At 51.9% G+C, this 14,105-nt stretch carries 10 protein-coding genes; 8 read left to right on the plus strand and 2 right to left on the minus strand.

From position 1 onward, the window contains the following. Positions 1–19 precede the first annotated feature (19 nt). The 6 genes from FHT67_RS07825 (at position 20) to FHT67_RS07850 (ending at position 9,772) form a co-directional block, all read left to right on the plus strand. Positions 20–4,285, plus strand: coding sequence for a glycosyl hydrolase (locus FHT67_RS07825; protein ID WP_167197194.1), 4,266 nt, complete (start codon positions 20–22; stop codon positions 4,283–4,285). A gap of 176 nt (positions 4,286–4,461) precedes the next feature. Next, positions 4,462–6,360: a cache domain-containing sensor histidine kinase gene (locus tag FHT67_RS07830; RefSeq protein ID WP_243867032.1), complete on the plus strand. Its 1,899-nt coding sequence runs from the start codon at positions 4,462–4,464 to the stop codon at positions 6,358–6,360. Next, positions 6,360–7,418, plus strand: a complete 1,059-nt coding sequence (locus tag FHT67_RS07835; protein WP_167197197.1) for a substrate-binding domain-containing protein — start codon at positions 6,360–6,362, stop codon at positions 7,416–7,418. The genes FHT67_RS07830 and FHT67_RS07835 overlap by 1 nt, the downstream gene beginning before the upstream one ends. Before the next feature lie 33 nt (positions 7,419–7,451). Continuing rightward, the gene (locus tag FHT67_RS07840; RefSeq protein ID WP_167197200.1) at positions 7,452–8,201 is read left to right on the plus strand and encodes a response regulator transcription factor; all 750 of its coding nucleotides are present in this window, start codon (positions 7,452–7,454) and stop codon (positions 8,199–8,201) included. Between the two features lie 90 nt (positions 8,202–8,291). Further along, the gene (locus FHT67_RS07845) at positions 8,292–9,332 is read left to right on the plus strand and encodes an NAD(P)-dependent alcohol dehydrogenase (RefSeq protein WP_132306880.1); all 1,041 of its coding nucleotides are present in this window, start codon (positions 8,292–8,294) and stop codon (positions 9,330–9,332) included. Positions 9,333–9,373: 41 nt separating this feature from the next. Then, positions 9,374–9,772: a MerR family transcriptional regulator gene (locus FHT67_RS07850; protein ID WP_132306878.1), complete on the plus strand. Its 399-nt coding sequence runs from the start codon at positions 9,374–9,376 to the stop codon at positions 9,770–9,772. Positions 9,773–9,897: 125 nt separating this feature from the next. Here the strand turns inward: FHT67_RS07850 and FHT67_RS07855 are convergent, their stop codons facing one another. Together FHT67_RS07855 and FHT67_RS07860 are read right to left on the minus strand one after the other, a co-directional pair. Further along, a complete protein-coding gene (locus FHT67_RS07855) occupies positions 9,898–10,242 on the minus strand; it encodes a hypothetical protein (RefSeq protein ID WP_132306876.1) in 345 nt (114 codons plus the stop codon). Further along, the gene (locus FHT67_RS07860) at positions 10,164–11,534 is read right to left on the minus strand and encodes a glycosyltransferase family 4 protein (protein ID WP_167197203.1); all 1,371 of its coding nucleotides are present in this window, start codon (positions 11,532–11,534) and stop codon (positions 10,164–10,166) included. The genes FHT67_RS07855 and FHT67_RS07860 overlap by 79 nt, the downstream gene beginning before the upstream one ends. 288 nt (positions 11,535–11,822) lie before the next feature. Here FHT67_RS07860 and FHT67_RS07865 point away from each other — a divergent pair, with 288 nt between their 5' ends. Next, positions 11,823–13,097, plus strand: coding sequence for a nucleotide sugar dehydrogenase (locus tag FHT67_RS07865; RefSeq protein ID WP_132306872.1), 1,275 nt, complete (start codon positions 11,823–11,825; stop codon positions 13,095–13,097). Positions 13,098–13,109: 12 nt separating this feature from the next. Then, a complete protein-coding gene (locus FHT67_RS07870) occupies positions 13,110–14,087 on the plus strand; it encodes an NAD-dependent epimerase/dehydratase family protein (RefSeq protein ID WP_167197207.1) in 978 nt (325 codons plus the stop codon). Positions 14,088–14,105: the final 18 nt, after the last annotated feature.

Raw genomic sequence — 14,105 nt, forward strand, 5'->3', positions numbered from 1 at the left:
CCATGGAGAGTGAACAAGCTTGAACAAGGCGAAGAACAGGTCCACCGCGCTAATGGCTGCGGCGTTATCGGCAGCACTTTTGTTTCAGGGAACGATTCAGGCGGCAGGCTTGCCTCTGAAATCCTCTTATTCCGTACCGCTCCAGGCTGTCGTGCAAGAGGGGGGGCACTGGGCTTCCGGTGCCTTGTCCAGGTGGGCGGGGTATGGCGTCATTAAAGGCTTTGCGGACGGCTCTTTGCATCCGGACGACAAAGTGACGCGCGCGGAACTGGCAACGATCCTTAACCGCCTGTTCGGCTATTATGCCAAGTCTGGCAATACATTTGCGGATATCCCCGGCGGAGCGTGGTATGCCGATGCGCTGAGCATTGCCCGCAAGGCAGGCTACTATGAGGGGGTTCCGGGCAATTTGTCCAAAGCGTCCGCTGCCGTTACCCGGGAGGATGCGGCGGTCTTTCTCGCGAGAGTGCTCGAGCTAAGCGCGCCAGAGCCAACCGGCCAATTGCCGTTTGCCGATTCGGCTCAAATCAGCGCGTATGCACGCGGGCCGGTCCTGGCGCTTGGCGGTACTTTGAAGGGCTATGCCGACGGTACCTTCCGGCCAAACGCGGAGATGACGCGCGCGGAGCTTGTCACCGTCATCGACCGGTTGGTCGGCCAGCTGTACCAGGAGGCGGGAACGGTTTCCGGCGGCAAGCTGGAGAGCCACGTCATCATCAATCAGCCCGGAGTAATGCTTAAGAACGCCGCAATCTCCGGCAACCTGTACCTTGCGCCGGGAATTGCGGACGGTGAAGCATCGCTCGAAGCCGTACAAGTAAAAGGCAATACTTTTATTTCGGGCGGGGGCGATCACTCCGTGCATATTGGACAGGCAACGCTCTCCGGATTGATCGTAAACCGCGCGGAAGGGAAAGTTCGAGTCGTTGTATCGGGCGATTCGGCTGTTCAAAGCTTGTCGTTGAATTCGGCTGGCGAAATCGTGGTGGACGGCGAATCAACGGTACATTCGATTACGATTGGCACCGAGGCATCGGGCTCAACGCTGACCCTGCAAGCGACGACGGGTGAGGTAACGATTAACCTTCTGGGCGGCAATGCCGTTATAAACGGCCAGACGATTACCGCGGCAGGTTCATATGCATGGAAAAACGGCAAGCTGCTGTCCGGCACGTTAACGGGGACGGGAAGCGCTCCGGGAACAGCCGCGGCAACCGCAAATCTGGTAGACGCGGACGCTACCGGCGAAACGAAGTCGCTCTTTGCTTTTTTACAGGATACGCGGGGGAAAGAAGTGCTATTCGGCCATCAGCATGACACAACGGTCTCCATCGCCGGAAAAGACGGTGACGGAAATATTATCTCGGATGTAAACAATGATGTTGGCGACTATCCGGCTGTTTTTGGCTGGGATACTTTGAGCCTGGAGGGCCGGGAGAATCCTCCGGGCGTAGCAGGCGATGCTGAGGCGAGCCGGGCCGGGCTATCGGCAGCCATGAAAAGGGCGTATGCGCTTGGCGGCATCGTAACGCTCAGCACGCATCCGTACAATTTCGTAACCGGCGGAAATTTCAACGATACCGGCAATTCGGTTGGCGCGGCTGAGTCCGTAGTCACGCGGATTCTTCCCGGAGGAGACAAGAACGGGGAGTTCAAGCATTACCTGGACCGGATTGCGGCTCTGGCAAATGGGCTCAAGGATGACCGAGGACGTCTGATTCCGGTACTGTTCCGGCCTTTCCACGAGCAGAACGGCAGCTGGTTCTGGTGGGGGGCTTCCACAACTGCCAAGGCGGAATATGCGGAGCTGTACCGTTACACCGTTGAATATTTGCGCGATGCGCGTCATGTCCGCAACTTCCTGTACGTGTATTCCCCTAACGGACCGTTTAACGGCAACGAGGACGAATATTTGACAACCTATCCGGGAGACGAGTACGTCGATATTCTCGGAATGGACCAATACGATAACAAGGATAACGCGGGCGGCAATGCCTTTCTTGGCGGATTGGTCAAAGATCTGAGGATGATCTCGCGCTTGGCGGACCGCAAAGGGAAAATCGCGACGCTCTCGGAATATGGCTACAGTGCGCAGGGGATGAAGACGACCGGCAATAACGAGCTTCAATGGTTCACCAAGGTGATGAATGCGATCAAGAACGATCCGGATGCCAAGAGAATTGCCTATATGCTGACCTGGGCCAACTTCGGCGAGGGCAATAACCTGTTCGTCCCGTACAAGGATGCAGCCGGCAAAGGCAATCACGAGCTGCTGCAGGATTTTATCCGCTACTACGATGATCCGTATACGGCTTTCGCAAGGGATATCCGAAGCGATAATGTTTACGGCAGGACGCTGCAGACGGCAGAGGAGCGGCCTTTTCTGCATATTGTCTCGCCGACGAACGTAGGCACCGTAACCGAGGCGCCTGCCGTAATCCGGGCAAAGGTTATCCATGCAGCGCCGGCTAAAGTAACCTACACGGCCGGGGACAGCGGTACCGAGGCGGAAATGAAGCTGGACGGGGACGGTTACTATGCAGGCGCATGGCTGCCCGAAGCGTCATTAAACGGCAAATCGGCCTTGATAACGGTTCATGCCTATCTGCCGGGCGGGGCAAAGCTTGAACAGACGATCTCGGTATTTGTCAAAGTGCCCGAGCTTGATGTAAAGCGTTTCACCTTTGAACAAGAGGGCGATATGTCCGATGTTCAAAATAACGGTACGTACCCGTCCTCCATCGAAATGGCGCTCGAGCATAAAGCGTTGGACGGGAAAGGCATGCTTGGTCTAACCGTATCCCGCGGTCTTGCAGCCGGCGATACTTGGCAGGAGCTGAAGCTGCAGCTGACGGGCGATGGGCTTCGCGGCGTTAACCTGTCCCGGGTGAAACGGTTAAAGCTGTCCGCATTGCTTCCGTCTGCGCTAGGCCAAGATGGGGCGGTGCAGGCCGTTGCGATGTACCCGGAGGATTGGGGAACCAAGTATGGCGGCAATGCCGCGAAACGTTCGCTCTCGGAATTGGAGCCGATTACCGTAAACGGAACGGTATATTACCGATATGAGGCGGTTATCGACCTGAATAGCGAAGCCGCGGCGGCGCAGGCATCGGGGCTCGCGGTATCGCTTGTGGGAAGCGGGCTCTCCGCTTCCGGGCCAATCACGGTCCTGATTGATGAAATCGGCTTGTACAATACGTATGCCGCCCCGGTTCGGGATACCGGCCTTATTGACGATTACGAAGGATACGGGGGCGCCGGCGACGCGCTTAAAGCCAAATATCCGAAGGCAGGCGGCGATGATATCCGCGTTTCCTTAAGCGGGGAGGCCAAGTCGGCCGGCGAATATGGCATGAAGCTGGAATATGCGGTTGGCACAGCGGGCTATACCGGTGTCGGCAAGAGCCTTGGCACGGTTGATTGGAGCGGCGACAATGCGCTGTCGTTATGGATCAAAACCGACGACGCCGGCGCCTTTGCCAAAGACGGCAAGCCGCTGAAGCTTGTGGTGCAGCTTATGATCAACGGCACGGCGTATGAAGCTTATCCGGCTCTAGCGCCGTCTGAGGAATACAGCCTGACGATTCCGTTTGCGGATTTTGCCGTCGCGCCTTGGAGCTCTGGAGGACCGATCACGAAGGAAGCGCTAAAGAGCGTCACGAGCTTCAACCTTTATATCAATGCAATGGACGGCGGCAGCCATAGCGGCTCGCTGGGCTTTGACGAGATTCGAGCGGTGAGCGCAGCGGGGCTTCCCGAGCTTCCCGGCGCGGCGGAGCAGCCGGGAACGCCAACCGGGCTGCTGTATTCGTTCCAAGCGGCCGGCGATGTGACCGATTGGAGGCTGGAAAACAATACGGCGAGCGCCAAGGACATAGGCTTCGATGAAGAGGAAGGAACGCTGACCGTTGATTTCCCGCTTGTAAATACGGGTCAGAATCCGGCAACTCATGCCTGGAACGAGGAGTTTGAACTCACGATAAACCCGTCGGCGCTTAATTTGACGGGAAAGAATTCCCTTACCGCGGCAGTTAGATTAAGCGAGGGATCGGCTAAAGCGCGTATTTTCATCAAGAGCGGAAGCGGCTGGACGTGGGTGGACAGCGGCGCCCCGTCAGCCGTCAGCGCCGCGGATTATACACCGCTCACCCTTTCCCTCAAGGACGCTGCTCAGGTCGCGGGCGTCGATCTGAAGCATATCAAGGTGATTGGCATTAAGCTGGAGGAGCTCGGCAGCAGCGGAGCTTCCGCCAAGCTCCATCTGCGTCAAATTTCGTTGCAATAACAAGGGAAAGAGGCATCCCGCCGTCCAAACGGACAGGCGGGAGGTCTCTTTTGCCCATTCCTAAGCTTGTTAGGGGAGTTAGCTAACTTTACTAACCCGTCATAACAAAAACATGCGATTGCTAACGGATTGTCGTATAATGTTTGGGTATATCAGTTGAGGGTGGTAAGACTAGCATGATGAACGCGAAACAATGGGCCGGGGCGGTATGGTCCAAGGTGACGGACATGCCGATGGAGCGCAAGCTGCTGACCGTGTTTCTGGTCGTCATCTCTTTGCCGCTGGCTTTTATCGGTTACATCTCTTATTCCAACTATTCAGGCTCTATCGAGAATACAACCGTGTCCTATTCCAACAATTTGATGATTGCCATGATGGAACGAATGGATGACTACGTAGAGGATATGATGCGCGTATCCTCTATTCCGGCTTATCAGGCGGAGATCAAGCAAAATCTGATCCGCTCCAACACCTACTATGAACGGCTGCGCAAGAACGGCGAAGGACAGTCGGCGGGGAACGACATCAATCAGCTGCTCCAAATTCAGCGGGGAATCCAGTCCTCGGTAAAGTTTATCAATAACATAAAAAGAGGCGCGAATGTCGTTTATATCTTTGATGCGTATGGCAACGGCTATTATTCGACGGAGACCGGCTCCGTGCGGAGCAATCTGGAGGAGAGCTACCGGCGGTGGAAAAGCCTTTCCGATCAATCAAGCGGGGAAGCGCTGCTCCTCGGGACCGAGACTTACGTCAGCACGCTGAACAGCAACAAGAACGCTTTGACCGTCGTGCGCAAAATTCTCGACGACATTTCGCTCACGCCGATCGGGCTTATTGCGGTGGACACCGATTTCCGCGTCATTGAGGATCAAATTGTCGAAATGAATAAGCTGACGCACGGCAACGCGTTGATCATGGATGATCGGGGCAGCTTGATTTATGACAGCGATAACAATCACAGCGCCCGCGATATCGCTGGCAAGGTCGCCGAGCATAGCGAGAAAAACGGACATTTCTACGCCGATATTGACGGGCAGCGGCAGCTCGTTATTTACACAACCTCGGCCGATACGCACTGGAAGTGGTTTGTCCTCATTCCGGAGAAGGAGATGAACAAGGACTCGATCCGTACCCGGAACACGACTTGGGCAGCTACGTTCGCCATCATCGGGATTGCGCTTCTTATCTCTATTCTGCTCTCCATCGCCTTGACGAAGCCTCTGAGGAAAATGATGAGGCTGATGCGCAAGGTTCAGGAGGGGGACCTGAGCGTACAGTTTCCGATCCGGCACAGGGACGAAATCGGGCAGCTCGGCCTTCAGTTTAACCGCATGATCGTAAGAATCGACCATTTGATCAAAGACATTTACGAGATCGAAGCGAAAAAGAACGAAGCGGAGATTCACGCGCTTCAGAATCAGATTAATCCGCATTTCATGTACAATACGCTGGAGACGATTCGGATGTTTGCGGAGCTGAATGACGATGAAGCGGTCGCCGATATGCTGACGGAATTCGGTCAGCTGCTGCGTTACAGCATTGGCGATGTGCGAGAGAGGACAACCGTTAGAGCGGAGCTTGAGCATGTCAAGCATTATGTCGAGATGCTTAACTACAGGTATCCGAACCGGTTCCGGCTTCACCTCCATTTGGAAGAGAATCAGCCTTTTCTTGAAATTCCGACGCTGAGACTGCTATTGCAGCCAATTGTCGAAAATGCGATACAACACGGGTTTGACGATTCGAAGCCGGTAATGAATATTGAAATTCTGATTGCCAGTTCCGATCAGAGCCTGCTGGTGCGTATCCTGGACGATGGCTTGGGCATTCCGCCCGAAACGAGGGAGCGGTTAAATCAGGCCTTTCTCAACCTGCAGCCTGTCCGTGCAACCGGCCGTGGCGGGATCGGCCTGCGGAATGTAAACGAACGAATCAAGCTGCACTGCGGAGCCCATTACGGCTTACAGGTGCTGGAAAGATTGCAAGGCGGTACGGAGGTTGTCCTGAAGCTGCCCATTGGCGGTTACGAGGATAAGGGATTAACGGAATATAGCGACGGGGGAAGACGATAGTGACGAAAAAAGTGACCATGCAGCAAATCGCGGATCATCTGGGGGTATCCAAATATGTCGTTTCCAAGGCTCTCTCCGGTAAAGGAGGCGTCAGTGAAGCGACTAAGGAACGGGTTATCGGAGTTGCTTCGCAGCTTGGCTATTTCGCTCAGAACAGCGGTTATGTCAAGGCGGGCAAGACGGGACACGAGGACGGCAGGCTCCCGGAAACCGGAGTGAGGCAATCCGTGCTTGTGCTTATGCCGAATATCAGGTTTCAGACAAGGGATTCCGTCTATTGGGGACGCATTCTGGACGGCATTGCGAGCCGGCTGGAGGAAAAAGAAATAGGCAGCGTCATCGTTATGGAGCAGAAGGTAGAAGGCTTCCTGCAGCTTTTGAAGCCGGAAGGACTGCTCGGCATGATTGGGGTTGGCGAGATTGCTTCTTCCATGCTGCTCGAGATACACCGTCTTGGTATCCCCATGGTGCTCGTTGACCATGAGGACATGCTGATTCCGACAGACACGGTCTACGCGAATAATTACGATTGCATGTATCGGTTGACAAAGCATCTGATCGGCATTGGTCACCGCAGTATTGGCTTTATCGGGAATATACGATATTCCCGCAGCTTTTTCGAGCGCTGGAACGGATTCCGGCATGCGATGGAGGAGTTTGAGCTTTGGGACGGACATGATCATCTGACCGATCTGGCGGCTATGGAGCATTTCGATGAGCCGATCAAAGCCTGGCTGACCCGCCGCAAGAAGCAGCGGCTGCTTCCGACGGCACTGGTATGCGCCAATGACTCCATCGCCATTGACGCGCATAGGGCTGCGAAAGAACTGGGGATGGAGGCGCCCGGCGATTTCTCTTTAACCGGATTTGACAATATTGAAGATGCCGCCAGGCATTACCCTCCGATTACGACCGTAAACGTACCGAAGGAGTGGCTTGGAATCCGTGCGGTAGATAAGCTGCTGGAGAGGATCGAACGGCCGGAGGAGCCGCTTGAGAAGCTCATGATACTTGGCGATTTGGTTTATCGCCAGTCTATTCAAGGGATTAAACCATAACAAACGTTAACGACTCGAAGAAGGTGTATAGGCATGAAGGCCATGATTGTCGATGATGAAGACGTTATTCGTCTGGGGCTGGTTAAAATCTTGTCCAAGCTGAACCCCGGAATCGAAGTGATCGGTACATTCTCGAACGGACAAGCGGCTTGGGAGCAGTTCGAGAGCTTATGCGGACAAGGGCTCGACCTTGTCATTACGGATATCAAAATGCCCCGAATGGACGGGATTCAATTAATCAAGAACATCCGGCAGACCGGATCCGGCGTTGATATCATCGTGTTGAGCGGCTTTGAGGAGTTTGATTATGTAAGAGCTGCCTTGCGCAGCGGCGTAAAGGATTACCTGCTTAAGCCGATCGTCAAATCGCAGCTCGAAGCCGTGCTTCAGGAAATCGAGCGCAAGCTTAAATCCTCGGAGCCGGCACCCGAGAAATCGCGGGAACGGGAGCATCACGCGGTCGAAATGGTCAAAGAAACGTTAAAGCAGTCGTACGGAGAACCCTTTGAGCTTGATAAGCTTGCCGACATAGTCGGAATGAACGGTAACTACCTGAGCCGGCTGTTTAAAAATCAGACGAACATGACGATCACGGACTATTTGATTCACCTTCGGATTGAGAAGGCCAAGGAGCTGCTTAGCGAGGAGCCTTCCCTGCGAAATTACGAGGTTGCGCAGCTTGTCGGCTACCATGATCCCGTTTATTTCAACAAGCTGTTCAAGAAAATGGTTGGCGTTACGCCGAAGGATTTTAAAGGGAAAAGGTGGCCGGGACTTGAGTAAGGCTTGACTTGGAGTCCACTCCAGCATATATACTCCTTCTGTATTCGAAAACGATACAGTCAATCTGAACAGAGAAGGAGTAGATAAACCATGTGCACGTCTCATGTACTCAGTGTGGCAAGCGCGAAGGCGCCCTTTGAAAAAACAACGATCGAACGGAGGGCATTGCGTCCCGACGATGTTCTAATTGATATCAAATTCAGCGGTATTTGCCATTCGGATATTCATACGGCCTTTGGCGAATGGGGCGAAGCGATCTTTCCGCTCGTTCCCGGGCATGAAATCGCGGGTGTTGTCGAAGCGGTTGGATCCGCGGTGACCAAGTTTGCCGTTGGCGACCGCGTCGGCGTAGGCTGCTTCGTGGATTCCTGCGGGGAATGCGAATATTGTCTGCAAGGCGAGGAGCAGTTCTGCACGAAAGGCGTAGTCAGCACCTATAATTCACTCGATTATGACGGACAACCGACTTATGGCGGTTACAGTCAGAAGATTGTTGTCACGGAGAGATTTGTTGTCCGCGTTCCGGACAGCCTGGAGCTTGATGTCGCAAGTCCGCTTTTATGCGCGGGCATTACAACGTATTCTCCTCTGAAGCATTGGAACGCAGGTCCCGGCAAAAAAGTTGCGATCGTCGGCATGGGCGGTCTTGGCCACCTGGCCGTGCAATACGCGCATGCCTTGGGAGCGGAAGTGACCGTTCTGAGCCAGTCGATGAACAAGCGGGAAGAAGCCTTTGCGTTTGGAGCGGATCATTACCGGGCAACAAGCAATCCGGATACGTTCAAAGAGCTGGCTAACCGGTTTGACCTGATTTTGAATACCGTGTCCGCCAATCTGAATGTGGATGCGTATCTGTCGATGCTCCGTGTTGACGGTACGCTGGTTAACGTAGGCGCGCCTTCCGAACCGGATTCCTATCGAGCCTTCTCTCTGATTATGCAGCGCCGGAGCCTTGCCGGCTCGCTGGTTGGCGGCATCCGCGAGACGCAGGAGATGCTCGATTTCTCGGCGGAGCATGGCATTAAACCGCAAATCGAACGGATCAACGCCGATCAGGTGGATGAAGCTTATAAGCGCGTACTCCGCAGCGATGTCCGTTACCGGTTTGTCATCGATATGTCGACGATGTAAACTGTTGTTAGATGGATCAGGGAATAGGAGGGACAATTCGTATGAGAATGGCCGAAGTAAGCGCCAGGTACGACCTGTCACAGGATACGCTCCGTTATTACGAACGTATTGGATTAATCCCGTCCGTGAATCGCAATAACAATGGCATCCGGGAGTATACCGAGGATAATCTCAGGTGGGTTGAATTCATTAAATGCATGAGATGCGCCGGTCTTCCGATTGAAGCATTGATCGAATACGTCAATCTGTGCCAGCAGGGCGATCATACGACGGAGGCAAGGAAGGATCTCCTGATCGAGCAGCGGGAGCAGCTCCGTCTACGGATTGAGGAAATGACAAAGACGCTGGAGCGGCTGGATTCCAAGATCGATAACTACGGACAAAACCTGCACCGCAAGGAACAGGAATTATACAAACCGCAGGAGCGGGAAGCAAGATAGAAGTACAGAAATAGAAATAGAAATAGTAATAGAAATAGAAATAGAAAGAGAAAGAGAAAGAGAAAGAGAAAGAGAAAGAGAAAGAGAAAGAGCAAGCCGTTTATCCATACGGCCTGCTCTTTTTTTCATTGCGCCATCGTTTTCTCCGGGGCAGGATCTAACGGCGTCATCATTTGCTTAAGCCTTTGAAAGGTAAAGCGGTCAGGGAGAACGTACCCTTTGGGTTGAGCTTCCAGAATACGTCTCCAAACCTCTTCATCCGTTTTTGAAAGGGTAAAGCCCGGATCAAGCGGCGAAGCAAAGAGAGGTGCGAGGTTTAGCGTTTCAACAGCAATCGGTACTTGCTTTTTTCTTCGTTTGCGTAACGGCGGAGAATTTTTTTTTGACGTTTTTATCTTTTTCCTTTTATTTTTTTTCGGTATTTTTTTGTTTTTCGAGCTGACGGTTTTCTCTTTTTTGGTGTAACCCATTTGCGGTCCTCCTCTTCCATTGTTATGACTCGTTCCCCAGATTGTGCCTCAAAGGCTAGGCGCTCCTCCGTATGTTTGCTCCGGGCGTACTCGTACAGCTCCAGAACCCGAGTGATCATCGTAGACAATGACCAATGATTATGCCCCCACACTTTGGCTTGGTTGGCCATGACGCTTAACAGCACCGGCTCTTCTAGAGCAGTTCGAAGGCATGAATAGAGCTGCTCTGGGTCCCCCATGTGAGATACCAGCCCGTTCTGAAGGTGGATAACCATTTCCGGTATGCCTCCGGCATCAGAAGTGATGACCGGCTTACCTGCGATTTGAGCTTCAATGATGGCAAACGGCTGATTGTCTTGCATGCTGGGCAGAACGACAAAATCAGCTTGCTGCATCATTTCGGGCACGTCCTCCCGGTGTCCCCAGAAGAGAATATGATTTGCCAGACCAAGCTGATTGGTCAGTTGAATTAATTCTTCACGAAGGAAACCGTCGCCAACCAGCCAGCAAACCCAGTCAGAACGTTCTTCTTTTAGTTTGGCCAGAGCATGAATGAGAGTGGAGTGTCCTTTAACGATATCGAAGCGGGCGGGGCAAATAAATACTTTCTCCGCAAGGGGTTTAATCGTCGTAGACTCTCTTAGCATTTTATTCTGAAATTCCTCGATATCTATCCCATAATGACTAACCGTTACGCGCTCTTCAGGAACAGCAAAGTCATTGACCAGTTCGTTTTTTAACCAAAGCGAAGGAGAAATCGTTACATCGCTAACCGTTGCGCCAAGATACTCCCGCAAGGACGAATAGTACCACAAGGGAGAGTTTACATTTTGGTCAGTCAAGCCCAATTCCTTCAATTTAACGAACCATTCCTTTGTAAGACAACCATGAATGGTTGTGACAAGGGGGATGTGTGCAGGTTTTACGCGGGAAATCGCGTGTGCGCTTACGATGTCCTGCGCGTGTATGACATCGTATTCAGCCAATCCAAAATACAAAGCGGCTGCTTCCATGCACAATCTATCAACCTCTGCTTGCTTGATCCAAGGATCGATACCCGGCAGCAGTTGATTCAAATAAAGATCCGTTTGGTGGGCAATGAGAGGGGAGATGCGACTTTTATCTATCGATAAATTTCTGCTTGGAATATAGAAGCCTTTCGCATCGGTTGTTGAGGAAAATATATCAACTTCATGTCCCGCGCTTTGCAATCCCTTGACCAGTTGATTGATATAGGTATTGACTCCGCCGGCATGCGGCAGTGCCCACATGCAAGCGATTAATATTCGCATGTTTTGTCCTCCGATTGGTCCGTCGTCCCATTAGTATATGATTCAACCAAAGCGTTGTTAACGTACACGAACCTATTTCAGCCGTATTTCCGGACGGGCATCTCCCTATTAAATAGCCCTGTAAAATAGATAGAATTCCGACATCAACCCCTAAAGCATGGCAATTATCTCTTCTAGTCCACAAATTCGGGATAATCTACTATTTTCAAAGCTATTAGACGTTTAACTTATGCGTCTCTGATTCATTTGCGTATTATGCTAGAGGATGAATTAAAGGAGTTGAGAGAGATGGAGCTTGCCCTTAAATATAATATCGCCATAATCGGCCTGGGGTATGTCGGATTGCCGCTCGCGAAGCTGTTTGTACAGAAAGGGAATACGGTATACGGAATTGATACCGATATTCGCAAGATTCAAATGCTGCAGAAACGTCAATCCTATTTATCAGACTTTAAGAGAAACGATATTCGAGAGCTCTTCAGCGGAAAAAACTTTCATGTCAGCCATTCGTTTGAAGTGATAGAGAAAGCCGACGTTATCATTCTGTGTGTTCCAACGCCGCTTGACGAGCAAATGCAGCCGGATTTGAGATTTGTTATAAACGCCACACGCTGCATTCTCCCTCATTTACGAAGAGGTCAGCTTGTTGCCCTTGAAAGCTCAACTTTCCCCGGGACCAGCGAGGAAATTTTGAAGCCGCTTTTGGAGTCCACGGGACTGGAGGTCGGGAAGGATCTTCTGCTTGCTTATTCGCCGGAACGAATCGATCCCGGATCGCACTGGGAGCTTTCCCAAATTCCGAAGGTCGTAGGCGGAGTGAATCCGGCAAGTACTTCGTACGCCAAAGAAGTCTATGGCACCGCATTTGAGAAGATAGTTGTCGTCTCTTCTCCTCGAGCCGCGGAGATGACAAAGCTGCTGGAGAACTGCCAGAGATTCCTGAACATTTCTTTTATGAACAGTCTTCTTAAGCTATGCGAAGAACTGGATATCAATCTTTGGGAAGTTATTGAAGCAGCAGGGACAAAGCCATTTGGATTTACCAAGTATTATCCGGGTCCGGGGATTGGCGGACATTGTATACCCGTGGATCCCTTGTATTTGCTTTGGAAGGCGAGAGAGCATCAGATCGATATGCCCTTTATCGAGCTTAGCTCGCATGTAAACGAGAGTATGCCCGTTTATATCGTGGAGAGAGTTTCCAAAATCCTGAGGCCGAAAGAGCTCAAGGACAGCAGCGTGCTGATTATTGGAGTCACGTATAAAAAAGACGTCAATGATATGCGCGAATCTGTAGCTTTGCCTATTATTGAAAAATTGCTGCAGGAAGGCGTCCATGTCGGCTTCTTCGACCCCTATGTCGAAGAACTTCAAGTCGGCGAAACAACCCTCCATTCGATTCCGCTTACTGCAAGGAATATGAGAAATTTTGACTGCACCCTTATTCTGACGGATCATTCTAATATTCCATACGAGCTGATTGCGGCTCATACCCCTATCGTCTTGGATACGAGGAATGCAACCGTCAAACTTGCGGACCGAAATAACATTATCCTAATTTAAGGAGAGAGTTCGTTGAAAATATTAGTAACAGGCGGTGCGGGATTCATTGGTTCTCATCTTGTGGAATGCTTGTTGGCGGAGGGTCACACAGTCTTGACATTGGACGATTTCTCGAACGGACGGCCGGAGTTTCTCGCTCATTTGCTCAATCATCCTCGTCACCGGCTTATCGTAGGCTCGGTGCTGGACCGCAAACTAGTGAAGAAATGCTTAAGTCAGGTAGATACCGTCTATCATTTGGCAGCCGTGCTTGGAGTGAAAAATACGGTTGAAGATCCCATTAAGGTCATTGAGGGCAATATTGACGGGACCCGTAATATTCTTGAGCTCGCATATCCGAGCCGAACAAAGGTTATATTTGCATCGACTTCCGAGATTTACGGGAAAAACGAAAAGCTGCCGTTTAACGAGATGTCGGACCGCGTTTACGGTGCGCCGTCCATCCATCGCTGGAGCTATGCAACAGCTAAATCCATCGACGAGCACATGTGCTTTGCGTATGCTGCGAAAGGACTTCCGGTAACGGTGCTCCGGTATTTCAATGCTTACGGACCTAGACAAACGAATTCGCAGTATGGCGGGGTCGTAGCCAGATTTATCACTGCCGCGTTAAAAGGAGAACCTCTCGAGGTATACGGGAGCGGTACGCAGCGAAGATGCTTCACTTTTGTGGACGATACCGTAAGAGGAACGATCGCCGCGTTAAGCCCGGAGGCAGATGGTCTGTCCTTTAATGTCGGTTCGACCCACTCCGTAACGATCACTGAGCTTGCGCAGTTAATTATTCGGCTGAGCCGCTCTGCATCGCCGATTATACTCAAATCTTATGCAGAGGCTTATGGTCCGGGATATGAGGATATGCCGGCTCGCGAGCCCGATTTGACTCGGGCAGAGACTATACTTGGGTATAGACCATCCGTTTCTTTGGAGCAAGGACTTATTAAAACGATTGAGTGGTACCGTGAACGTATCAGCTTAGAGACGGTCTAGCCGGAGGAGGGAAGCGGG

This window comes from Paenibacillus sp. BK720 (assembly GCF_011761545.1).
In the GTDB taxonomy this organism is placed as follows: domain Bacteria; phylum Bacillota; class Bacilli; order Paenibacillales; family Paenibacillaceae; genus Pristimantibacillus.